The sequence below is a fragment of the Shewanella sp. MSW genome, assembly GCF_007636515.1.
GTDB lineage: Bacteria > Pseudomonadota > Gammaproteobacteria > Enterobacterales > Shewanellaceae > Shewanella > Shewanella indica.
In genome coordinates this window covers 232,169-255,988 of the sequence record NZ_LVDR01000005.1, presented here as the reverse complement: position 1 = coordinate 255,988, position 23,820 = coordinate 232,169, and the positions used below count along the sequence as shown (strand labels likewise).

23 protein-coding genes are annotated in these 23,820 nt (G+C 51.1%); 14 read left to right on the top strand and 9 right to left on the bottom strand.

Annotation, left to right across the window (positions count from 1 at the left end; genetic code table 11):
• Positions 1-155: 155 nt before the first annotated feature.
• Entirely contained in the window at positions 156-875 is a 720-nt protein-coding gene (gene fadR / locus AYI96_RS07600) for a fatty acid metabolism transcriptional regulator FadR (protein WP_039033316.1), read from the bottom strand.
• Between the two features lie 303 nt (positions 876-1,178).
• On the opposite strand from fadR, the gene nhaB reads away from it, so the two are divergent.
• Positions 1,179-2,768, top strand: coding sequence for a sodium/proton antiporter NhaB (nhaB, locus tag AYI96_RS07595; RefSeq protein ID WP_039033252.1), 1,590 nt, complete (start codon positions 1,179-1,181; stop codon positions 2,766-2,768).
• 138 nt (positions 2,769-2,906) lie between these two features.
• Complete coding sequence (gene dsbB / locus AYI96_RS07590) at positions 2,907-3,419, top strand: disulfide bond formation protein DsbB (protein ID WP_039033253.1); 513 nt, start codon at positions 2,907-2,909, stop codon at positions 3,417-3,419.
• Positions 3,420-3,501: 82 nt separating this feature from the next.
• Here dsbB and AYI96_RS07585 read toward each other — a convergent pair whose 3' ends face one another.
• Genes AYI96_RS07585 through AYI96_RS07575 form a run of 3 tightly spaced genes read right to left on the bottom strand, consistent with a single transcriptional unit; the run spans position 3,502 to position 5,270 of the window.
• Positions 3,502-3,942: a YcgN family cysteine cluster protein gene (locus tag AYI96_RS07585; RefSeq protein WP_039033254.1), complete on the bottom strand. Its 441-nt coding sequence runs from the start codon at positions 3,940-3,942 to the stop codon at positions 3,502-3,504.
• A 47-nt stretch (positions 3,943-3,989) separates the two neighbouring features.
• Complete coding sequence (locus AYI96_RS07580; RefSeq protein ID WP_144361333.1) at positions 3,990-4,967, bottom strand: lytic transglycosylase domain-containing protein; 978 nt, start codon at positions 4,965-4,967, stop codon at positions 3,990-3,992.
• A gap of 15 nt (positions 4,968-4,982) precedes the next feature.
• Positions 4,983-5,270, bottom strand: coding sequence for a YcgL domain-containing protein (locus AYI96_RS07575; RefSeq protein WP_039033317.1), 288 nt, complete (start codon positions 5,268-5,270; stop codon positions 4,983-4,985).
• Between the two features lie 122 nt (positions 5,271-5,392).
• Here AYI96_RS07575 and minC point away from each other — a divergent pair, with 122 nt between their 5' ends.
• Genes minC through minE form a run of 3 tightly spaced genes read left to right on the top strand, consistent with a single transcriptional unit; the run spans position 5,393 to position 7,158 of the window.
• Positions 5,393-6,058 carry a septum site-determining protein MinC gene (gene minC, locus AYI96_RS07570; protein WP_039033256.1) on the top strand — a complete coding sequence of 222 codons (666 nt, stop codon included), beginning with the start codon at positions 5,393-5,395 and terminating at the stop codon, positions 6,056-6,058.
• A 26-nt stretch (positions 6,059-6,084) separates the two neighbouring features.
• Positions 6,085-6,894 (top strand): septum site-determining protein MinD, encoded by an 810-nt coding sequence (gene minD / locus AYI96_RS07565; RefSeq protein ID WP_039033257.1) that lies wholly within the window; start codon positions 6,085-6,087, stop codon positions 6,892-6,894.
• A gap of 3 nt (positions 6,895-6,897) precedes the next feature.
• Positions 6,898-7,158: a cell division topological specificity factor MinE gene (gene minE, locus AYI96_RS07560; protein ID WP_144361332.1), complete on the top strand. Its 261-nt coding sequence runs from the start codon at positions 6,898-6,900 to the stop codon at positions 7,156-7,158.
• Between the two features lie 256 nt (positions 7,159-7,414).
• Here minE and AYI96_RS07555 read toward each other — a convergent pair whose 3' ends face one another.
• The 3 genes from AYI96_RS07555 to AYI96_RS07545 are packed head-to-tail and all read right to left on the bottom strand — an operon-like array spanning position 7,415 to position 10,324.
• On the bottom strand, positions 7,415-7,954 hold the full coding sequence (locus AYI96_RS07555) for a BsuPI-related putative proteinase inhibitor (RefSeq protein WP_144361331.1): 540 nt from the start codon (positions 7,952-7,954) through the stop codon (positions 7,415-7,417).
• Positions 7,954-9,789 (bottom strand): AsmA family protein, encoded by a 1,836-nt coding sequence (locus AYI96_RS07550; protein WP_039033259.1) that lies wholly within the window; start codon positions 9,787-9,789, stop codon positions 7,954-7,956. Before AYI96_RS07550 ends, AYI96_RS07555 begins: the two co-directional genes overlap by 1 nt.
• Positions 9,790-9,829: 40 nt before the next feature.
• Complete coding sequence (locus AYI96_RS07545) at positions 9,830-10,324, bottom strand: putative 4-hydroxy-4-methyl-2-oxoglutarate aldolase (protein ID WP_144361330.1); 495 nt, start codon at positions 10,322-10,324, stop codon at positions 9,830-9,832.
• A gap of 223 nt (positions 10,325-10,547) precedes the next feature.
• Here AYI96_RS07545 and AYI96_RS07540 point away from each other — a divergent pair, with 223 nt between their 5' ends.
• From AYI96_RS07540 to AYI96_RS07530, 3 genes are all read left to right on the top strand, one after another.
• A complete protein-coding gene (locus AYI96_RS07540; RefSeq protein WP_039033261.1) occupies positions 10,548-10,865 on the top strand; it encodes a hypothetical protein in 318 nt (105 codons plus the stop codon).
• Between the two features lie 375 nt (positions 10,866-11,240).
• Entirely contained in the window at positions 11,241-12,239 is a 999-nt protein-coding gene (locus AYI96_RS07535; RefSeq protein WP_039033262.1) for an ABC transporter substrate-binding protein, read from the top strand.
• Positions 12,236-13,561 (top strand): GGDEF domain-containing protein, encoded by a 1,326-nt coding sequence (locus AYI96_RS07530; protein ID WP_071476060.1) that lies wholly within the window; start codon positions 12,236-12,238, stop codon positions 13,559-13,561. The genes AYI96_RS07535 and AYI96_RS07530 overlap by 4 nt, the downstream gene beginning before the upstream one ends.
• A 26-nt stretch (positions 13,562-13,587) precedes the next feature.
• Here AYI96_RS07530 and msrQ read toward each other — a convergent pair whose 3' ends face one another.
• On the bottom strand, positions 13,588-14,202 hold the full coding sequence (msrQ, locus tag AYI96_RS07525; RefSeq protein ID WP_039033263.1) for a protein-methionine-sulfoxide reductase heme-binding subunit MsrQ: 615 nt from the start codon (positions 14,200-14,202) through the stop codon (positions 13,588-13,590).
• Positions 14,199-15,194 carry a protein-methionine-sulfoxide reductase catalytic subunit MsrP gene (gene msrP, locus AYI96_RS07520; RefSeq protein WP_144361329.1) on the bottom strand — a complete coding sequence of 332 codons (996 nt, stop codon included), beginning with the start codon at positions 15,192-15,194 and terminating at the stop codon, positions 14,199-14,201. The genes msrQ and msrP overlap by 4 nt, the downstream gene beginning before the upstream one ends.
• Positions 15,195-15,474: 280 nt before the next feature.
• Here msrP and rmuC point away from each other — a divergent pair, with 280 nt between their 5' ends.
• From rmuC to AYI96_RS07490, 6 genes are all read left to right on the top strand, one after another.
• Positions 15,475-16,971, top strand: coding sequence for a DNA recombination protein RmuC (rmuC, locus tag AYI96_RS07515; protein ID WP_144361328.1), 1,497 nt, complete (start codon positions 15,475-15,477; stop codon positions 16,969-16,971).
• Positions 16,972-17,015: 44 nt separating this feature from the next.
• Positions 17,016-18,965 (top strand): transglycosylase SLT domain-containing protein, encoded by a 1,950-nt coding sequence (locus AYI96_RS07510; RefSeq protein ID WP_039033266.1) that lies wholly within the window; start codon positions 17,016-17,018, stop codon positions 18,963-18,965.
• A 170-nt stretch (positions 18,966-19,135) separates the two neighbouring features.
• The gene (locus tag AYI96_RS07505) at positions 19,136-19,852 is read left to right on the top strand and encodes an EAL domain-containing protein (RefSeq protein WP_039033267.1); all 717 of its coding nucleotides are present in this window, start codon (positions 19,136-19,138) and stop codon (positions 19,850-19,852) included.
• Positions 19,853-19,865: 13 nt separating this feature from the next.
• Complete coding sequence (locus tag AYI96_RS07500; RefSeq protein ID WP_071476065.1) at positions 19,866-20,768, top strand: AAA family ATPase; 903 nt, start codon at positions 19,866-19,868, stop codon at positions 20,766-20,768.
• Positions 20,656-21,756 carry a DUF58 domain-containing protein gene (locus AYI96_RS07495; protein WP_256213889.1) on the top strand — a complete coding sequence of 367 codons (1,101 nt, stop codon included), beginning with the start codon at positions 20,656-20,658 and terminating at the stop codon, positions 21,754-21,756. The genes AYI96_RS07500 and AYI96_RS07495 overlap by 113 nt, the downstream gene beginning before the upstream one ends.
• A complete protein-coding gene (locus AYI96_RS07490; RefSeq protein WP_144361327.1) occupies positions 21,753-23,816 on the top strand; it encodes a DUF3488 and DUF4129 domain-containing transglutaminase family protein in 2,064 nt (687 codons plus the stop codon). The genes AYI96_RS07495 and AYI96_RS07490 overlap by 4 nt, the downstream gene beginning before the upstream one ends.
• Positions 23,817-23,820 lie beyond the last annotated feature (4 nt).

Below are 23,820 nucleotides of genomic sequence, written 5' to 3'. Positions count from 1 at the left end.
ACAAAGGTCACTTATCATATCAGACAAGTAACATAGCAAGTGTTTACAGGAACCCAAACTTAGGGAAAAGGATAGGCCATTTGCTGCTTGCACTGCTTGCATCCAGCCCTGCAAGCAGTGCATACATGGGGCTTATTCGCACTTTCTTTAAATATTTATTGGTTATCCTGAGCCATTTCCAACGGCATAGCATCACGTAATTTTTGCCACATGATGCCGCTATCAATACCATAAGATCGCATCAAGGCCGGTACTTGAGTATAATTTTTGTCCTTGGCCAGGGTTTCAAGTTTTTGATAGAAAGCCAATGCCAAGGCCCGAGCCTCGGAGCTGCTGAAATAGTAGCGTCCGACTCTGGCATACAACCCTTTGAATCCGTTTAGGATAAGCACATACAGAGGGTTCCCCGATGAAAACGCTAGGGTGTGATGCAACTGGTAGTCAAACTCGGCATAAGCCTCTGCTTCATCTTCCAGATCATGGATTTTAGACAGTGCCTCGACCGCAGTATCCGGGTTATGCCGTAGCGCTCCACGAAAATAGATGGCACTGACATTGGTTCTGGCGGACAAGAGCTGATCAACCAGTACAGGAAAACCTTCCGGGTTGAGATCGGCAATCGTCTCCAAAATGTTAAGTCCTGAGGTTTCCCAGAAATTATTCACTCGGGTGGGTTTGCCATGCTGAATAGTCAACCAACCGTCGCGGGCCAAACGCTGTAACACTTCTCTTAAAGTCGTGCGGGTAACGCCAATAAGCTCTGATAATTCCCGTTCCGCAGGAAGTATGGAGCCGGGGGGAAACTTATTTTCCCAGATTGAACGCACTATATATTTCTCTGCAAAACTTGCAGGTCCTTTGGCATTGATTATCATCAGCCCGGTTTTCCGATTGTTAGCATTATTCTGGCCACAGATCATACCAGAGCGACGAAAAATGAAAACCATCAGATCACAAATGGGAAATCCAGCCCTGTAGAGTTCTCAATAATTGCTATAAAAGTGACCAAGTTCAAATCAGCAGTCACTGAATTTTGCGCTCGAGATCCGCTTTTTGAAATCCCTGTATACCCTAATCATTACATTGAGTTTATCTTTAGGCTAGACTGAACTACGCAAATTTTACCGTTCGTCAAACAATGACGTTACAACCACTTATAACAGATTAGAGAGGAAGACATGCCTGCTACACCGATTCAGGCTTTTATGAGTAACTTCTTGGGTAACTCACCCAAGTGGTACAAGCTTGCAATACTGATTTTTCTTGTCATCAACCCGATACTCTTCAGTATCAATCCCTTTGTTGCGGGCTGGTTTTTGGTCGTGCAGTTTATCTTCACTCTGGCCATGGCACTTAAGTGCTATCCTCTGCAACCAGGCGGTTTATTGGCGATTGAGGCCGTATTCATCGGAATGACCAGCCCCAGCCAAGTGTTACACGAGATTGAGGCCAACCTCGAAGTATTACTATTGTTGGTATTTATGGTGGCCGGTATCTACTTCATGAAGCAGTTACTGCTTTATGTATTTACCAAGATGATCACCAAGGTACGTTCCAAAATAGTTGTATCCTTGATGTTCTGTGTCGCCTCTGCCTTCCTGTCGGCGTTCCTCGATGCCTTGACGGTTATCGCAGTGATCATTGCCGTTGCAATAGGCTTCTACTCCATTTACCATAAAGTGGCGTCCGGTAAAGACTTCAGCGCCGATCATGACCACACCTCGGATGGTAGTGAACAACTCAATGCCCAAGAATTGGAGGCCTTTCGTGGTTTCCTGCGTAACCTCTTGATGCATGCCGGGGTTGGTACTGCCCTCGGTGGCGTGTGCACCATGGTGGGTGAGCCACAAAACCTGATCATAGCCGCTCAGGCCAATTGGCAATTCTCCGAATTCGCCCTGCGGATGTCGCCTGTGACTGTGCCAGTATTCTTTGCCGGTATCATTACCTGTATGCTGGTAGAAAAATTCCGCATCTGTGGTTATGGCGCCCAACTGCCTGAGGCTGTGCACAAAATTCTGGTGGAATTTGCGGCCCACGAAGATGCCCACAGAACCAGTAAAGATAAGATGAAGCTGGTTATCCAAGCTCTGGTTGGTATTTGGCTGATTGTCGGTCTGGCGTTCCACCTGGCATCAGTTGGTCTCATCGGTCTGTCAGTGATAATTCTGACCACGGCGTTCAACGGTATTACCGATGAACACGCCCTGGGTAAAGCCTTTGAAGAAGCCCTGCCATTTACCGCACTGTTGGCGGTATTCTTTGCCATTGTAGGTGTGATTATCGATCAAGGCCTGTTTGCCCCTGTCATCCAATGGGCTCTCGGCTTTGAAGGCAATATGCAGTTGGTTATCTTCTATGTGGCCAACGGCTTGTTGTCCATGGTCAGCGATAACGTGTTTGTGGGTACTGTCTATATCAACGAGGTGAAAGCCGCGCTGATTGATGGCCAGATCACCCGCGATCAGTTTGACCTGCTTGCCGTTGCCATCAACACTGGGACCAACCTGCCCTCTGTAGCGACTCCTAACGGTCAGGCGGCCTTCCTGTTCCTGCTGACCTCAGCTCTGGCTCCGCTCATCCGTCTCTCATATGGCCGTATGGTTTGGATGGCCCTGCCATACACTATCGTACTGTCCATTGTTGGTGTACTGACCATTGAGTTAGGCTTCCTGGAGCAGATGACCCAATACTTCTACGACTCAGGTATGATCCTGCACCACAGCGCTCAAGAAGTGCTGGGTAAAGGTGCTGCTGTAGGTCATTAGTCGATTATTGACTGAACCTTTGGGTTTCAGTAGAGTCCAAAAAACGCCCCTTGGTGGGCGTTTTTTTATGGGGTTGGCACCCATCTTAGGTATTATCCCACCTCACCCCGGACTGATGGTCATCAATGGAGAATAGATTTGACTGCAATGATACGTTTCGCCCACTCCCGCATAGCTTGGGGAGTTCTGGCGCTCAGCGCCCTGTCTCTGGAGCTTGCTGCACTGTACTTTCAGCACGTAATGCAACTCGAGCCTTGCGTTATGTGTATCTACCAGCGCCTGGCGGTGTTGGGTTTACTGCTGGCCGGCATCATAGGTTTTCTGGCGCCGGGAATACGTACAGTACGACTGCTTGCCGCCTTGCTATGGGGGTTTAGCGCCAGTTGGGGACTGAGGTTAGCCATTGAACTCAATGATATGCAGCAAAACCCTTCACCCTTTTCCACTTGCTCATTTCTGCCGGACTTCCCTTCCTGGATGCCACTGCATGAATGGCTCCCTTCGGTATTTATGCCAACAGGCATGTGCACCGATATTCCCTGGAGCTTTATCGGCATCACTATGTCGCAGTGGATGATTGTTGCTTTTGCCACCTACCTGTTGGCACTACTGCTCTACGCTATGCCAATTCTGAGCAAAAGACGCAACTGATTGCTTCCACAATCAAGCTTTCAGGCTTTCTAAATATAAAAAAGCCAAACATGATTTGTTTGGCTTTTTTATATAAATAGTATTAATCCAAATCTTTCAGCGGCCAAAGCACAATATGATCTTCCAGATCCCTGACTTTAGTTTCACTCAATGTCTTATCTTTCACCGACATCCCCACTTCATGCATAGCATTCTTGGAACCGGTCAAAAGCGGATGCCAGGCGGGTAATGGTCGTCCCTGATACAAACGCCGGTAAGCACAACTATCCGGTAGCCAGTCCAGCTCCCCGATATTATTCGCCGTCACCGCAGTACATTGGGGAACAAATTCAAAGCGCTTTTCATAATGAATACAGCTGCAATCTTTATCAGACAATAACTTACAAGCCGCATTGGTATAGTAGAGTTCATCGGTTTCATCATCAATGAGCTTGTTGAGACAGCATTTGCCACAGCCATCACAGAGAGACTCCCATTCATCGGGAGTCATTTCGGCCAGGGTCTTGGTTAACCAGAAGGACATAAACTTGTTGATTCGTTCTTGAAAACTTGCGTAACCGCTATTTTACACTATTTTGAGGATGGATACTTGATCCGTTCGGAAAGATAGGCCGCTGCCAAAGCGAAATAATCTGAATCCTGCCAGCTTCGCAAGGCGCGATAATTCTGATACACGAGATAGTGACGACCACGTTTGCCATCAGGCATGATCAGTGACACCTGCATATCAGTTCGGCCTGGTAGATCACCACCATCGTAACGACGAACGCCCAACTTCTGCCAGTGACTGAAACTCGCCTGATAACCTACACCCAATTGGTCATTCTTTATCGACTCGGGTGCTTTAACCTGACGTCCCCAGGTTTGCGTGTCATCCCAGCCTGCTTGCCGCAAATAGTTAGCCACAGATGCCAAACCATCAGCAAAACTATTCCAGATATCGACCTTGCCGTCGCCATCGCCGTCGCTGCCATATTGAAGGTAGGTACTTGGCATCAGCCCCAAAGGCCCCATTGCGCCGGTACTCGAGCCCTTAAGCTCGTTAAAGTCGACCGATTGTGACGCGAGAATTTTCAATGCCGAGATGAACTCTTTGCGATAAGCCACTTGCCCCTCATAGGCCAGTGACGCTGTCACAGACAGCACAGGATAACTACCCTGCTGATTGCCAAAATCCGACTCGAGTCCCCAAAGGGCCAGAATAAACCTGGGTTGCACCCGGTATTGTTTTCCCAGCCCAAGCAACAGCGGCCGATACTCTTCAGCCAATACCCGTCCCTTGACCACCATCTCTTCATTGATAATCCGGGGGATATAATGTTCCAAATCCTGTGGAGGCTTTGGAATGGCCTTGTCATCATTTGAGGCCTTTTTAAACAGCTTTATTTGACTGAAGGCCTTATTCAAGGTGAATTGATCTATCCCTTTCGCTGCCGCGTCCTGTTTTAATATATCAAGATACTGCTCGAAACTGCCCTCGGTGGCCACGCAGACCTTGGTCAGCGACGCGCCCAGCAGCGAAATAAACACCAGGGAAAGTCTATCCATAAAATGCGTTATTCCTTAAGCAGAGTGATCATCCAGGCCCTTGCTAAGTCTCAGCTCCTTCAGCATATCCACCGGAGGCGGCGGTAATTGCAAATAATAGCCCTTTTCCGCCAGTTCTGCTTTTACCTTGTTAATATCAGCGATGCCCAGTTGCCGCCTCTTTTGCAACGGTAACAACATGACCAATTGTGGTGGTCCAAATACCTGCATCAAGGGTGCAGGTACATCATCAAACTGATCTTTCTTGTTGACGAATAAATAGGTGTCGGCTTTTTTCAGGCTTTTATAGACAGCACAGATCATAATTGTATCAATTTCCATGGGTTCAAACTTGCCACTTATCGGGGCACACTATAACATGGACGCCTTGGAATATAACGCTGTCACGCAATCTGACTGCTCATTTTCTGGAGAATGATGCCGGGATGCCAAAACCTAGTCTAGAGCTAAAAGGCTCTTCTTTTACGCTCTCTGTACTTCACATCAACACCCCTGATCTGGACGCCCTTTTCAAAGAGCTCGATGGCAAGCTCGCCCAGGCTCCGCAGTTTTTTATTAATGCTCCATTGGTGCTAAACCTGAGTCAAGTTAATGGCACAGATATAGATCTCCAAGGACTGCGCCAGGGACTGACCGACAGACAGTTGGTGATAGTTGGGGTAACTGCAGCCGATAAGGATCTCAATGAAACCGCCAAAGCCCAGGGGTTAGCCAGTATCAAGGCAGGAAAGCAATCCGAACTGCCACCGCCTCCCCCGAGGGTCACCAAGATCGTCAAACAAAACGTGCGTTCAGGGCAACAAATCTACGCCAAAGACGGTGATTTAATCGTTTTTGGTGCAGTAGGGAATGGCGCTGAAGTCATTGCTGATGGTAGCATTCATGTATACGGGGCACTGCGTGGTAAAGCTATGGCGGGAGCCAACGGCGATAAGCATGCCGTGATCCTGGCCCAGTCCATGGAAGCTGAACTGGTTTCGATTGCGGGACAGTACTGGTTGACTGAAAACCTGCAGCAACACTGTACCGCCAAGAGTGGTTGTATTAGGCTCAGCGGTGAGTCATTAATCGTTGAATCGCTGCCCGGATAAGGCAGATGGAAAGGATAAAATAGAACATGGCACAAATTATTGTTGTCACCTCAGGTAAAGGCGGTGTGGGCAAGACCACATCGAGCGCGGCTATCGCCACCGGCTTGGCGCTCAAAGGACATAAGACAGTCGTTATCGATTTTGATATTGGCCTTCGAAATCTGGATTTGGTCATGGGCTGTGAACGCAGGGTTGTTTACGACTTTGTCAATGTCATCAATGGTGAATCCAATCTAAATCAAACACTTATCAAAGATAAGCGCTGCAATAAACTGTTCGTTTTACCTGCATCCCAAACCCGGGACAAGGATGCCCTGACCCGGGAAGGTGTCGGCAAGGTACTCGATGATTTGAGCAAAGACTTTGATTACATCATCTGTGACTCCCCTGCAGGTATCGAAACCGGCGCTATGATGGCACTCTATTTTGCCGATATAGCCATAGTAACAACCAACCCTGAGGTCAGTTCGGTCAGGGATTCAGACAGAATTCTAGGCATGCTGCAAAGCCGTAGCCGCCGTGCCGAACAAGGGCTTGAGCCTATCAAGGAGTATCTGCTGCTGACCCGCTACTCCCCTGCCAGGGTGAAAACCGGCGAAATGCTCAGTGTGGAAGATGTGCAGGAGATCTTGGCAATAGATCTGCTTGGAGTTATTCCTGAGTCCCAGGCAGTGCTCAAGGCTTCCAACTCTGGTGTGCCGGTGATCATAGATCATGACAGCGATGCAGGGCAGGCCTATGAGGATACTGTGGCTCGTCTGCTGGGTGAAGAGCTTCCGCTACGCTTTGTCGCGGAAGAAAAGAAAGGATTCCTTAAACGAATATTTGGTAGCTAAATTATGTCATTACTCGATTATTTCAGAAGCAGCAAGAAAAGCAGCACCGCGGCAACTGCCAAGGAACGTTTGCAGATCATCGTTGCCCATCAACGCGGTGAGCGCGGGGCACCGGATTACTTTCCGCAGATGAAGCAGGAGATAATTGAAGTGATCCGCAAGTATGTGCACATCTCTGAAGAGCAAGTATCTGTGCAGTTGGATCAGAACGATGACAACCTGTCGGTACTCGAACTCAATGTGACACTGCCGGAACGCGCCTGATTAAAGGGCAAACCAATGTAAATAATGCCGTTTCTGTAAAGAGACGGCATTTTATTATCTGGTCATTGCCAATACAATTCCCTCTGCCAAGCGCTGTTTGCAGGCCACTCAAAAAGCTATTTAATGATGGTTTCAGTAAAAAGCAACTTTGGAGAACGGCCGACAACACCCATAAAAAATCCGATGAGTCTGTATCATCGGATTTTGGATTTCAGTTTCAGCTTTGCCAGAGCTGCATTTGATTTATCCTAGGGGATCAGCGCCTGGCCACTGGCACTTCCAACATAGCCATAGCGGCCATACTGGATTCCAGAGGTTTACCTTCAAAACGTGCCTGGAAACTGTACCCCTCAGGACCAATACGCTCAAGCGCCTTGGCTGGCACCTTGAACATCACCTTCAGTGTCTGCCCCGGCTTGACGCTGGTATCTCTGATTGCTTGAGTGAACATCATTTCGTCTGACCAAGCCCAGACTCGCTGTTCCTTATCATCCACCAACCAAAGATCAGCTGTCATCCCAGAATTGAAGCGGATCCCAATCGCGTATGCTTTGGGATTGTGGATCTCCAACATCACCTGCAAAGGTTGCTTATCAACCACATCGCTAAACGTCAGCTTACCTTCAAACAGTGCCGGTGTAGGCGCTTTCTTGATGGTACCAAAGTGCAGTGTCGGCATTCTGAGTTCCTCCATCCCTGTCGGGCTCTTTTGAGGCACAGGCTGAGTAGTTGCGGCATTGGAGCCGCTGCAACCAGCGAGTGCCAAGACCGCTAGCAAAGGCAAAACGGCGCGCATCAATTACCTCCTCCAAGTTTTTTGAAGATGCTGTCTTTAAGCTTGTCTTTCACCTTCTCGGTCTCTTCCTTGAGCTTGGAATCAAACAGCGCCTGAGTATCGAGTGCAAATTTGGGTTCCTGGAATGAACCGGAAATCATCAGCGGAATTTCGACACCGGCCAGATCATTCTTGCCTTCACCGCCCTGGCCCTTGAGGCTGCCGACTACTGAGGTTTTCAGCTTATAGTCCAGCTGCTCACTGATAAGGTTGGCACTACCTGCACCCGCCAAACGAATGAGTGGTGATGCCATAGCGAGATCCGGGTTATTGGCCAGACCATTTTTCAGACTGAAACTGCCGGTCAGGCTGGAGAAATCTGTCTTGCGTTCGCCCTCTTCCTGAGCCGACAAATCACCTTTAAGCTTGGCTTGGGCACTGCGGATCATATAAGGGATATTCACCCCATAGAGCGCACCATCGCTGATTTCAAACTTGCCGTTGGCGTCCAGGTTCTGCTTGATGTTATCCGGAATTAGGCTCTTGCCTTTACCTTTGACATTAAAAGCGGTGGCCCCCGCCAGAATTTTCAAGTCGGCCGCATCCTTGAGTAAAGGTTGAATTTTGACGCCATTGAGCTGAGTATCAAAATTGTAGCTGGCAACCTTATTGCGACCGTCAAGCTGTGCCTTGGTCATCAGTTTGCCCTGATACAAGTCAGCACTGAGCTGCTTCATATTCAGCACGCCATTGTTCAGTACCAGATCCATCTGCCAGTTTTCAGTGGTCAAACCGGCAACTTTAATGGCCTTAACCGTTAAATCCATGGCGAAGTTGACCTGCTTCATTGCACTCAAGTCAGGTTCACTGCTGGCCTTGGCGGCCGTTGCCGATTCAGTGGTTTTGGCTGCGGCTTTGCCTTCCTCACTGGCCGGCAGCAACTTGTCGAGATCAATTTCTCCCAAAGCCAAGTTGGCTTTCACATCCGGTATCTTGCCGCCGAAAGCCACTTTGAGATCCCCTTTGCCTTCAATATCAGCCACCTTGAGGCTACTCAATACCAACTCGGCATTTTGACGATTGAGATCCAATTTCACATCAGCATTCAGAGCGGCGCTCAACTTACCGCCGGGCATACTCTTGCCTTCGACACGATTGTCAATGGCAAAGCCGGTGATCTCCAACTGCTTCATGTCCGCTGAGATTTTCAATTGCCCTTTACCCTCGCTGACAATTTTCATCTCCGGCATGCTGCCGCTGAACTTATAGGCCAGAGGGGCAAATTTACCCAGCGAAAACTCGCCCAGGGTCAGGGACTCAAGTACAAAGGTTTGGTCACTGCCACTGCGCTTGTCGAGCAGATGAATTTGGGTATTGGTGATATTGATGCCGCCTATATTGAGACTGGCCAGCCCCTGAGCACTGCCTTCGGTATCCTTGGGTTGCTCTTTGGCCGTACCTGTGTCACCACTGAGCCCATCTAGACTGGTACGGCCGTCCTTCTGGGTAATGAGATCCAGTTTCAAACCATCGAGGTTTAATTGGGCAATTTCCACTTCTTTACGAAACAGTGGCATCAAGGCCACTTCAGCGACAACCTGGTTGACCGCCAACATCTGTTTTTCATCAAATCCATCAGGGTTACTCAGGCTGATACCGCCCAATTCAATTCCCAGAGTCGGGAAAAAAGTCCAGTTTAGATCTTGACTGATGACCAATTCACGCCCTGTCTGTTTTTTTACCGCATCGACAATCTGAGGTTTAAAGTCGTTGGGATCAAACAACAAGGTCAAATACAGAACCAGACCGAGAAACAATACCGCGAAAATACCCAGTATCCACTTAACCACTTTCATAATAGTTTCCTTGTTCAACAATAAGGACTAAGGCACTTGTTCAACTGATAAAGGCCATATTCAGGGGATTTTGACTAATTGCGATGCCATTATCGTCAGCATAAAGCATCATTCCGGGGGTTATATGCACATCTCCGATGTAAAGTGCACAGTTTATTTCTCCTGCTCCCTTGCGCTCGGTTTTAGTGGGGACTGGCGCCAGAGCCTTTACCCCTAGCGGCATAGTTGCCAAGGTGGCAACATCACGCACAGCGCCGTAGATCACCACTCCCTGCCAACCATGGTCAACAGCACTCTGGGCAATGAGATCCCCCATAAGGGCCTTGGCGGTAGAAGCGCCACCGTCCACCAACAGTACTTTACCCGTACCATCGGTTGCCAACAGCTGTTTCACCTTGGAATTATCCTCGAAACACCTGACGGTAACGATTTCGCCCCAAAAAATCGATTTGCCACCAAACTGACGAAAGACAGATGGCAGCAACGTGAGATCATTTTCATAATGATCAAAGAGATCCGGTAACAAATCCAGCATAGAGGCCTCCGTGCAAATACTGCTTTCTAGGTTAACGCCCTTATCCTGTCACCACAAGTTCCATGATAGCAGAACAGCTGTCTCCAGATTTATCTCATCCAATAAACGGTGAAATGCTTGAGTAATTTCAGAAATATACTATAGACTATTATAGGTGACAGCTTTGCGATCCCTTTATCCTGTCCCCCCCTTTCGGGCAAAACTTCGTTTTAAGTGAACATACATGACAAAAGATCTCGATTTGCAGAGTGCTATTGCGGCACTCGATGCATATGGATATGAAAAAAAACACTCAACGGATCTTGAGCAAGCCAGAAACAAACAGCAGATGACCCGCTATTTGAAGTCTTTGGACTTTAGCCTTAGGCGTCTGAAGCTTCTTCAGGAAGCGGTCAATGAATTGGTTGAAGATACGCAAAACAACTTGCATAAACAGGAGCAAGTACAAACCTTTAAGACCAAGGTCATCAATTTATCCCGCGAACTCAACATGTCCTATGATGAAGTATTGGTCTATATGGCCAATCAGGGTAGTAAGTAAGGATGTGAGTTTAATATCGATTACAATATTGTTCGATATACCAGAGTTGTTCGATATCAGAGAGGCGCAGACAATATCTGTGCCTCTCTTTTTATGGGACAAGGATGTGCGTTATCAACCCAAATAATATTTCACAACTTATTTCACTTTTTGAATTCCATCGCGTTATTGTTCGCTTACTACACTTAACCAAAGAAATAACTGTCTTCCGCGATCGGTTTCACTTTCCAACCGAATACCACAAATAATCCCATGAAAAATATGAGCCTTTTTATAGCACGCCCTTCTGTTTGCACTACACTTAAGAAACTTGAAATCACCTGATTGAACAAAACCAGGGCTTCAGACTATGACGAATGGAGGACAGCAATAACCATGGGAAAAATGCTAGTGCCTTTGGCTCTATTGCTATTCTTGTTTATCTGGCTCAGCATACCCAGACAGCCAAACTCCCCAATTTTGCTCAACCAGACTCCGGTTCGCATCGCCGTATCCACCTCACTGCTTTCAGCTCCTGTCATTATTGCCGACAAGCTCGAACTCTTTGCCCGCGAAGGCGTCTATGTAGTGCTGCAACCACTTCAAGGAGGCGATCTTTGCTTCGAAGCTCTGCTCAATAACAGGGCTGATCTGGCCACCAGCTCTGAATCCGTAGTGATGTTTAATAGCTTCAAGCGAACCGACTTCACCGTGCTGGCAAGCTTTGCCGAATCGGATAACGACATCAAACTGTTAACCCTACATAAGAGCGGTATCACCACTCCGACCCAGCTGGATGGTAAGCGCGTTGGCATCGTCGCCGGCAGCGCCAGCGAGTATTTTCTTGATACCATACTCAACATAGCCGGACACCCGTCCTTGGCGCCGGTTCGGGTGGATATCCGCCCGTCAGCTTTGGCGTCGGCGCTGCTTGCAGGCGATGTGGATGCAATTTCGGTTTGGGAGCCATACGGATTTCAGCTATTGCAACATCAACCAGGCAAGATAAACGAATTTCCCAGTCGCGGTTTGTATAGCCTGTCTTTTAATCTCATCAGTCGTAAGGGCGACAATCAGACGCACTACGAACACCATGTTCGGATCCTTAAGGCGCTGAAACTCGCCAGTGAATTTATCGTCCTGCATCCACAGGAAGCCCGTCAGTTGGTTGCCGAATATCTGCACCTACCCACTGAAGAAGTCGTCGCTCTATGGCCGGACTATCTGTTTCGTCTGTCATTGGGTAATAGCCTGCTCAGTAATCTGCAATCACAGGCTCGCTGGGCCATGACCAGCGGCACCATAGAAGCCCAGCAGTTGCCCGACTTCAGAAATGTTATCGCTCCCAAAGCACTGGATCAGATACAACATATGTCATTGGTGGAACAGAGATGAAATTATCCAGCCGCCTCAGCATTCTGGTCATTCTCTGCATCACCCTGACACTGGTACTGGCGCTGTCACTGTTGCAACAACGTCATTTCTCCCAGCAGACGTTTCAACAGATGCACAAACTGGTTGAACTGCAACTACACCTGGATCTGCTCAGGTCCAACTTATGGCTGCTGCAACAATACCGGGACACCCAAGCTGTGGAAAACACCCAAAGGGATCTGCTGCGCCTAAACGCCCTCTTGACTACCACTCAGGTCGATGATGAACAGCAACAACAGCTATTGGCTAACCTCAAACGCCAAAGCAACAACATCAGCACCCTATTGGAGCATTCTCTGCCCAAGCTGTCTCTGATAGCAGATGATCAGTTGGTCAGTAGTATGTTGCTGTCAAGATACAATATGAGCATTCAATCCATGAGCGAAGATCTGTTTCGCTTTCAACATCACACTATGGACAGAGCCCGTGTGCTGCAGCTCAGCCATCTCTATCTCAACGGTGCCCTGCTGCTGGCCATTGCCCTGTTGGTGACAGGCTTTACCCTGCATACTCTGAGACGTTTTCGGCGCCATTTGGGCAGTTTAAAACGCGGCATACGCGATCTGGCCAAGGGCGATCTTCATAGCCGTATCAGGCTGGAACAACAAGATGAACTCTCTGAACTGGCCCATGAATTCAACAATATGAAACAGGCATTGATGGAAGCAACCGAACGAAAAGAGCAATTGCAATTAGAGGTAGAAGTGCAAACCCAGCAGTTGCAACTACAGCAAGACAGGTTGCGATATCTGGCAGATCATGACGATCTCACCGGCGCGCTCAATCGCGGCGCCGCCACCACTGAACTGGAACACGCCATAGTACGTTGCCAACGTCAACAGCTTAAGGCTGCGTTGCTATTCATTGATCTGGATAAATTCAAACCCATCAACGACAATTTTGGCCACAGCGCCGGTGACGCAGTGCTGGTGGAAATTGCCAAAAGGCTGAAGGAGACATTAAGACGCTCGGATTTGGTGGCCCGTATCGGCGGCGATGAATTTATCATCTGGCTGGAGCCGATAAATAGCCGCGAAGAAGTCTGTGCCGTGTTGGAAAAGATTCATGCCTTGGGTGCCGATATCCCCTGGCAAGGGCAACAACTTCAGGTTGGCCTGAGTACCGGCATCAGTCTCTATCCCGAACATGGCGACACCCTGGCCGAACTCATCGGCGCTGCCGACAGTGCCATGTATCAGGCCAAGCAGGCACAACCTCAGGCTTCCATGGAACTGGCACTAAAGAAGCGCTACAGCTTTGCCTCACCCAGTGCCGATGCCTAACTTGCCCGGCCACACACGCCTGAACTTCAAACTGTCGGCCAGAGGCGCCTAAACCAGCTGAACCTCGGCAGTCTTATCGCCAACAACAGCAACATGGCAGCAAGGTAAAGGCTGGGCTCAATGACTTCAGACTTCACCGACCAGTAATAATGCACAGGTACCAACAGGGCAATGGCATAAATACTGTAGTGCAATTGCTGCCAACGCCGCCCCATCCGGCGCTGCAATGCCTTGAACGAGGTCAGCGCCAGCGCAGCTAGCAACAACCAGGCGCTGGCCCCCACTAAAATATAGGGGCGCTTGATAATTTCACTGAATAGCAGCTCCCAGGCAAACAGCAGATCCAGGCTGAAATAGCTGAGAATATGCAAGCAGGCCCAGGCAAATATCCAGAGTCCGAGCAAACGCCGAGTCTGCATCAACAACCCCAATTTGAATTTTCTGGCAACTGGCGATACCAACAAAGTGGCCACCAAAGCATTGAGCGCCCCCTTGCCGGTGAAATGGATAATATATTGCACAGGATCGCCACCGGCCCTGTCTGTCACCACTTGCAGGACCAAATAAAGCAGGGGCAAACCGGCGGCCAGATGCAGCAACGCCTTTAACCAAGGCAGTTGCTTGGGAGCTAGACGCATCAATAGTATTTCCTTAAATCCAGATCCCGGTACAGATGCGCGACCTGCTCACCATAGCCGTTGAACATCTGGGTCGGGATCCGTTTGGCAGAGAAGATCCCGCCTTCGGCAATCCGCCGCTCTGTCGCCTGTGACCAACGAGGGTGATCCACTCCTGGGTTCACGTTGGCATAAAAACCGTATTCATGGGGTGCCAGTTGATGCCAACTGGTCGGCGGCTGTTTGTCCAAAAGCCTAATTTTCACGATAGATTTAATGCTCTTGAAACCATATTTCCAGGGCACCACCAAACGCACAGGAGCCCCATTTTGCGGCGGCAGCGTCTTGCCATAGAGGCCGACCGACAGGAAGCTCAACTCGTTCATCGCCTCATCGAGTCTTAATCCCTCCACATAGGGATAATGAATGCCGCCGCCCATCAAGCGATTGCGTTGCCCCGGCATCTGCTCGGGATCAAACAGGGTTTCAAAGGCCACATGAGTCGCAGAGGATTTGACTCCGGCCCTGGCCAGCAAAGCCGCCAGCGGAAAGCCAACCCAGGGGATCACCATGGACCAGGCCTCGACACAGCGCAAACGATAGTGGCGCTCCTCCAGGGGAAGCAACTTGAGCAGGTCGTCATAATCCAGCGTTAAGGGGCGCTCGACCTCGCCTTCGATTTTAAGCACCCAGGGATTGACCTTGAGGCTCTGACTATTTTCGAAGGGATCTTGTTTGCCGGTGCCAAACTCGTAAAAGTTGTTATGGCGGATCACCTTGTCAAGGGGTGTCAGGCTCCCAGGTAATTGAAAGTCCGGGTTGCTGCGATAGTTGAGATTTGAGGTGACAAATGCCTCGCTCTCACGCTTGTCACCGAAAAGGTCAAACAAGCCGGCCTGAACATGGCCGGGAATACTGGCACCTATAACGCCGAGCCCCAGTGCCTTGACTATGTTGCGCCGATCGCGAAATACGGCTTCCGGCGTGACTTCAGTTGCCGGCAACTCCCAGAGCATTTGCCTGCCAATCCCTAGTTTAAATTTTTTATTGCTCACAGTGACCTCTCAATAGCTGCAGTCAATTCAGTTTATAAGACCCAGGCAGGCAAAGAAAAATTTCCTGCTGGAATAATTCCTGCAACTCCATTGGCTGAACCTTGACTGACAAGAGGTACAAAATGGGCAACTCTTAGCCATTTATCCTGAGTCTACACGCCCTAGCCCTTGAAGGCCCTGACTCATTCTGCGACTCTATTCGGGTTTTCCGCTCCTCTTTTTTGCACTCAAGGGACATGATATGGACTTGGCCACTACAATTTCCGCGCCTCAACTCATTGCCGCCGCGGCCCTATTACTGCTGGGTATCTTGCTTGGCGCCCTCTTTAATCAGCGCATGACCCGCGGCCGTTGGCAACAGATTAAAGACCAGTTAGTGCTGCAACATGAACAAAGATGCAGCGAACTCAACGAACAACTTGGCAGCAGCCAGGAAAAAGCCGAATGGCTGGTGTCCCAGCTCGGTAAAGCAGAAGCCATTGCCGAGCGGGTGCCCGACCTTGAACAGCAACTCAAGGATGCTCAGCGCAAGCAGTTGGAAACTCAGTTAAACCTGTCAAAGTCCAATGCCATGCAGCAGACAATCAGCGCTCGCTTCGACGCCGAGCAACAGGCGCTCAACGATAAAATCGAACTGCTTGAGCGCAGTGAAGCCCGCTTAAAAGAGCAGTTTGAAAATCTCGCCAACAAGATTTTTGAAGACAGAAGTGAAAGACTAAAATCCCAAAACCTATCGCAGCTCGATGGTGTTCTCGGACCACTGAAACAACAACTTGAAGGTTTCAGAAGGCAAATTCATGAATCCTACTCACAGGAGCAGAGTGAACGTTCATCATTGAAACACCAACTGGAAGATCTCAAGCAACTCAACCTGCGCATGAGTCAGGATGCGGTCAATCTCACCAAAGCGCTCAAGGGCGACAACAAACAGCAAGGCAACTGGGGCGAAGTGATCCTGGAGCGGGTACTGCAGGAAAGTGGTCTCAGACAAGGACATGAGTATGACGTGCAGCAGGATCTGAAAAATGATGCCGGCAAGCGCTTTAAACCCGATGTCATAGTCCACCTGCCGGCCAATAAGGATGTGGTAATAGATGCCAAAATGTCACTGCTAGCCTATGAGCGCTACTACAATGCCGAAACCGATGAAGAGCGCTCCCTGGCGCTGCGTGAACATATCAACTCTATTCGCGGCCATATCAAAGGCCTGAGCCAAAAGGACTACCAGCAACTGCACGGCATCAAGAGCCTGGATTATGTATTGATGTTTATTCCGGTGGAACCCGCCTTCCTGCTGGCACTGGAACAAGAGCCGCAGCTGGTGAATTTCGCGCTCGAAAACAACATCATGCTCGTCAGCCCAACCAATCTTTTGGTAGCACTGCGCACCATCAATAACATCTGGCGCTACGAATACCAAAACCAACACGCCCAAAGGATCGCCAAGCAAGCCGGTAAAATTTACGATAAACTCTGTGGCTATCTGGAAGATATGGACAAACTCGGGCGCGCGCTGGACAATGCAGAGAAGTGTTTCAACGGCGCCATGAATAAACTGGCTACCGGCAGGGGTAACCTTATCCGCCAGGCTCACCAGATGCAACAGTTGGGCGTTGAAACCAGTAAACAACTGGATAAACAATTACTTGAAAAGGCGATGACAGAAACGCCCTTGCCAATAGGCAAGGAGGTTAATGCCATAGAAAATACAGAGAAGGACGGCGAACTAACCTCCTGAATTCAGCCTCTCAAGTGAAACAGGCCATCAACAAGGAGTTTTAGATGCGCAAAGCCTTGACCCGAATAGCCCTCGCCGGCAGCGTTGCCTTGAGTGCAGTGACAATATCCACCCCTTGGATACTGTTTCCCGGGATAAGCCATGCGGCCAAGGCGCCTACCTCTTTGGAACAACAACGCCAAAATTACCTAAAGGCCAGAGAGGCGCTGGATAAAGGCCAACTTGACGAGTATCGCAAGCTCAGGGCCCAACTCAAGGATTACCCGCTCAATATCTATCTGGATTTTCACGCCGAACTGGATGACATAATGGCGCTTGCAGGCCCAGAGGCACAAAAGGCAATAGACAAATTTGAGCATTCGCCCCTGCATGGCAGCGCTCGTCACAGGTATCTGCTGCGAGCCGGCGGCGACAAACGCTGGCAGGATTTTCTGGCCATTTCCCCGGAACTGCCCAGAGCCACTGAGCTGCAATGTTACTTTTACCGGGCCCAGCTTGGCCAAGGGAATAAACAGCTAGCCTGGGACGGTGCCCGTCAACTCTGGCTCTATGGTCGCTCCCGTCCCAAGGAGTGCGATCCCCTGTTCAATGCCTGGAGCAAGGCCGGGCACCGCACTCAGGAGTTGATCTGGTCGCGGATGATGCTGGCCTTTGACGCCGGACAAAGCGGTCTGCTGCAGTATCTGGGACGCAAAGTTACCCAACATCAGAATCAGGCCAAAATGCTGCAGGCGGTCTATAAAGATCCCAACCGCCTCAGGCACATGAATCAGTTTGATGGCGATGCCCCCATCTACAGTGATATCGTTTCTGCCGGACTAAAGCGCCTGGCCCGTAGAGATCTGCGTCAGGCGGTGCGTTTGTACGTCAAGTATGAAAAGGCCGGCAGATTCAGCGACTTCCAGGGGCGGCAACTAAACCGTTATCTGGTCAGGCGAGCGCTTATCGTCGAGGACGAGGGGCTGAGAGATCATATCGACACCATGCTGCCGCTGCTCAAGGCTGACGATCTGACCGAGCGCCGTTTGCGCTGGGCGATTGCCGAGCAAAATGATGCCGATATCCGCCGTTTTCTCCCCTTACTTAGCGATCAAGGCCGCAACGATGCGCGCTGGCGCTACTGGCACCTGAGGGTCAATGGCCGGGACGATGCTATGCTCGAAGCACTCAGCCAAGAGCGCAATTTTTATGGTTTCTGGGCCGCAGCCGAGTTAGGCCTAGCCCCCAACCTGGCACATGTGCCGACTCAACCCCAGGCGCAAATGCAGGCAAGACTCGCTGATGACAAGGCGCTTGCCCGGGTATCTGAGCTGCTGGCACTGGATAAACTGGTCGATGCCAGAATCGAATGGAGCCAAATGCTCGCCCGCCACAACAAACAGATGCGCGCCCAGTATGGGGTCTATGCTCAGCAGCAAGGATGGGACGCGTTGGCGGTTGAAGCCAGTATTCAGGCCAAGCTCTGGAATGATATGGAGATGCGTTTTCCCTATGCTGCCGATAATTTCTTTACCCAAGCCGGTAAAGAGTTCAAGGTCAATGTCAACGAAATTCGCGCTATATCTCGCCGCGAAAGCGCCTTCTACCCCTATGCAACTTCTTCAGTGGGTGCCAGAGGTCTGATGCAATTGATGCCGGCCACCGCCAAGCAAACCGCAAAAGAGTTTAAATTGACATTCAATGGCAATCGCAGTCTGTACAACCCGGCCATCAATGTGCCGCTGGGCAGCGCCTACTACACCAAGCTGCTGGCACAGTTCGACAACAACCGGGTACTGGCCGTTGCCGCTTACAATGCCGGACCTCACAGGGTAAAGCGTTGGCTAAAGCAGAGCGACGGCAAACTGGATGTGATGAGTTTTATCGAAACCATCCCCTTCAGCGAAACCCGCGCCTATGTGCAGGCGGTGTTCACCTATCGGCAGATTTATGAGCTGCGTCAACAGCAAGCTCTGCCACAGTTCAGTGAAACAGAACTGGGCCGCCGCTATTGACGCGGCGGTGAATTGGCACTGAGTCAAATTCCCAACGCTTTGATATTAAAGAGCTTGTTCCTAGACGTATTTTTCAGCGCTCGATGCTTTAATGGGGTAAATTGACTTGTTATCTTGACACCATAATGGGAATAATTAGCATTCATTTAGCTAACTCCGTTGATAACTGCATGGATCTTTCCCCTCCGCGGCACATTGCCTGTGAATATCAGCCGCTTGTCTGTCCCCGAACTTTGGCCATTCAGGGTTATGAAGCCCTGGCCCGCTTTTACGATCACCAAGGCGCCTCCTTGGCACCTAATCTTGTATTCGACTGGCTGCATAAAGACAGCCGTGCTCTGGCAGCGGTAGAGTTGCAGGCCAAATTATTGCAACTCAGTCAAGCGCCCAAGACCCCCAGACTCAACGTCAACCTGGATCCTCACGCGCTGGACAGCGCCAATTGTCAATGCATGATGCAGGCGCTGGATAAGTATCAGCAGCAAACCGGAGGCTTAACTGTGGAGCTGATAGAAAACACCTGTGTCAACGATGCCGACAAGGCACAAACATTACTCAAAGAGCTGCACCGGCGCGGAATTACCGTAGCGCTTGATGATGTCGGCGCACCCCATGCCATGGTATCACTGCAACTGCTGACCGCCGTAGACTGCATCAAGCTCGACCGTCACTGGCTCAGTGCCATCCAGGTACCACTCATGGCTAAGCTTCTGGAAAACTTGCTTAATTTTGCCAAGTCCTGCCAAAAAATAACTATACTCGAAGGAATCGAAACCGAGCAGCAGCTGTCTCAGGCACTGGCGTTGGATGTAGATTTGGTGCAAGGTTTCTACTTCAGACCTCAGTTCATCCAAACCGAGCCGGAACTGATTTCAGTGACCATCTAACAAGGAAGCCAATGTGTCCAGGAGCCAGATAATCCAGGTACTGCAGCAACTCGAGCAAGTTTTGATAGGCAAGCCCAGGGTAATACGACTGGCGCTGGCCTGCATTCTGGCTCGCGGCCACCTGCTGATTGAAGATCTACCGGGTATGGGCAAAACCAGTTTGTCCCATGCACTGGCGCAAACCTTAGGCCTGAGTTATCAGCGGGTACAGTTTACCAGCGACATGCTGCCGGCAGATATTCTCGGGGTTTCCATCTTTGATAAGCAGCAATCTGAGTTTGTATTCCACCCTGGCCCTATCTTCAAACAGATGGTGCTGGCCGACGAAATCAACCGTGCCAGCCCCAAAACCCAGAGTGCCTTACTCGAGGCGATGGCAGAGCGACAGATCACAATCGATGGTATAACCCACAGACTGCCGCATCCTTTTTTCGTGGTCGCCACCCAGAACCCCACCGACCAATCAGGCACCTTTCCACTGCCGGAATCCCAGCTGGACCGCTTTATGATGCGCCTCTCCATTGGTTATCCCAGCCAGGATGCCGAGTTGGTCATGCTCAAAGGACAGGAACGCAACCAACCCCTGCCCCAGTGTTTGAGCGCGCTCGAGCTGGATCAACTGCAGCAGGAGTGCGAACAGGTGGCGGCTTCCGATGCCCTGCTTAACTATATTCTGGCGCTGGTGGAGGCTTCCCGTAGCCAAAACGAAGGCTATGGCCTTTCCCCCAGAGCCACCAAGGCGCTGCTGGCGGCGGCCAAGGCCTGGGCCTGTATCCAGGGGCGTCAATATCTGGTGCCCGAAGATGTGCAAGCTGTGTTTGGCGCCGTTGCCGAGCACCGCCTGCGACATTCGAGCCAACTTCAGGGCGAGCAGTTATCGACCAGGTTACTCGGCACCATCAATCCCATTCGGTGACGGCGAGATGGCCTCTGTAACCGCCCTGTTCTCTGCCCGGCTCAACCGCTGGTTGTCACGGCGTATTCCCGCCGCCAAAGAGCAACGTTTGAGCCACAGAAGCATCTTTATTCTTCCCAGCGGCTTTGGCGTTATCTGGCTGGCGCTGGTACTACTGCTGTTTCTGTTCGGCACCAACTATCAAAACAACCTGGTGATAGGCCTGGCCATAGTATTGGCCAGCGTGTTTCACACCTGCATCATTCACAGTTACCGCAATCTGGCGGGACTGAGACTCAGTGCCCGTAAGCCTCCCCAAGCCTATGCCGGCGACAGTCTCTCCTTCCCTGTGACCGTCAGCGCCGACAGAAGCCTGTTTCGGCTCGGTTTCAGCTACCCGGGAGAGCGGCAAGTCTTTGTCTCCCGTGTCGATAACCAGGAGCAGACGGCTTTGGTGCCCATGCAGCCAAGGCCCAGGGGCCTATGGCATCCAGGTAGACTCAAGGTGGAGTCCTGCTACCCTCTGGGGCTCTGCCGTGCCTGGTCTCATCTGGATCTCGACACCCGTCAATGGGTGTTTCCAACGCCCGTGGTCAGCACGCCTAAACTGGGGCGCAGTGAACACGCCCCCGGATCCCAAGATAGTGGCGAGTGGCTCAGCGGCGTCGATGAATACGCCGGGCTTAAAAGCTATGTCCCGGGCGAATCGCTCAAACAGGTGGCCTGGAAACAGTGGGCTCAGGGCCGAGGCATGCTCAGCAAGGAGTTTGCCGAGCCTCAGGGGGCGCCTTTGTGGCTGGAGCTTGATAGCAAATTAACCGACGATGAGTTGGAACAGCGCCTGGGTGAGCTGAGCTATCAGGTCAATCAATTGGCCCATTCCGGCCAAACCTGGGGGCTTAAGTTAGCGGGCAGAACCATAGCGCCTTCTCAAGGCGAAGCTCAGCGTCAGGAGTGCCTCAAAGCCCTGGCACTCTATCCGGCCAAGGCTGAAGGTACCGGCCGATGAAAGCCGCTCGCTTGCAAACCGCGCTCAAGGAGTCCTCGGAGGAGATCATCGCCCGCCGCACCTTGCTTTGGCTGCTGTTCACCAATCTGGCAGTGCTGGCGCCGCTTGCAGGCAAAATTACCTTGGGAACCCTGGGGATCTGCGCCATCTGTTTTGTCTGGCGCTTGGGGATCTATCTTGGCAAGGTCGCCAGGCCCCCCAGAGTGCTGGTGACTGTGCTGGCCATTGCTGCGGCGCTGACGCTGGCGCTGGTGAGTCGCGAACTTGGCCTGCTCAATGCCTTGGTCAACTTATTGATCCTCGGCTATTCCCTTAAATATATCGAAATGCGCAGTCGCCGCGATGTCAAAGCCGTGGTACTGGTGGGCTACTTTCTTATCGCCCTCACCTTTATCGACCATCAGCAGATGCTCAACGCCCTGCAACTCTCGCTGGTGGCGGCGCTCAACACCTGCGTGTTGGCAAGCCTCTACCACGAACAGGCTTCGTTCAATCGCCAGATCAAGCTAACCCTGGTGCTGCTGGCACAGAGTCTGCCGCTGGCGCTGCTGCTTTTTGTGGTGCTGCCGCGTTTCAGCCCGCTTTGGATGGTACCGCAGATGAAAAGCAGTACCACAGGCCTGTCCGATGAACTTAGCTTTGGAGATATCTCGCGCCTGACCAAGTCCAACGAGCTGGCATTTCGCGCCAGTTTCAAGGGCCAGATACCGGCTCCCGAAGACAGGTATTGGCGCGCACTGGTGTTGGAAGAATATGACGGCAAACGCTGGCAGCAGTCGCGGGGGATAAAGGCGCTGCAGCAAGACAGCTTTATCATAAATCGCCGCCCCGAACCCGGCGTCCCCAAAGGGCCTTTTATCGATTACAGCATCATAGCCGAGCCGAGCGGCCAGCATTGGCTGTTCGGCTTGGATCTCGCCTACAGCATGGATCCGCGCCTGGTGAATCTGCCGGACTTTCGCCTCTATGCCATAAGGCCGGTAGAACAAAGGTTGCAATACCGGGTGATGAGCTATCCGAATGCCCCCCTGGATAACCGCTTGAGAGCGCCACTGCGGCAGCTCAACCTGAATCTCCCCGATGAAATCAACCCCCGCAGCCGCAAACTTGCCGCCGATTTTGCCCGCCGTTACCCGCAAACCGAGCAGCGCTTGACGGCCATGATGCAGTATTTCAACAGTCAGCCCTTTTTCTACACCTTGACGCCCCCACCGGTGGGACCGCAGCAACTGGACGACTTTTTGTTTGAAAATCGCGCCGGTTTCTGCGTTCACTACGCCTCGGCATTCACCTTCATGGCCAGAGCCACCGGCTTGCCCGCCCGCATTGTCACCGGTTATCAGGGCGGCGAATACAACCCGCAGGCCGGTTACCTCAGCGTGTATCAATATATGGCCCACGCCTGGAGTGAGGTCTATCTCGAAGGCAAAGGCTGGGTACGTTACGACCCCACCGCCATGATAGCGCCCGAACGAATTGAGCAGGGTTTCGACTCCCTGTTCAGCCCGGAAGAAAGCTACCTTTCCGACCGTTCTTTTGCCGGGGTGCGGGCCAGCAACTGGTACAACAGCCTGAGACTCAGGCTCGCCAGCCTGGATTACTACTGGAGCGTCTGGGTGCTGGGTTTTGACAACGAGCGCCAGCAAGAAGTGCTCTCCAAACTGCTGGGAGAAGTGAGTATCGGCCGTCTGGCAACCTTGGTACTCGCGGTGATGGCTCTCACCTTTATTGTCATTTTGTTCACTACTGGCCTGCTGCGGCTTAAAAGAGGCCCGGACAGCATCAACCGTCACTATCTCAAGGTATGCCGCCAGGCTGCCAGGCTCGGGCTGCCAAGGCCAGCCTCTCTGGGGCCTGTGGATTACGCCGCGGCGCTGGCCGCACGCTGGCCGGCGCTGACAGAGGAGATCGAGAGCTGGACCTCACTCTATATTCAGCTCAAGTATCAAGGCGCTTCCAAGGAGTCGGCGAGACTTAAACGCCGCTTTATCCGTCAGTCCCGCGCTTTGTGGTTCAAACTGCTGAAACAAGATTTGCAACCCGATAAATCAAGCACCTAGAATA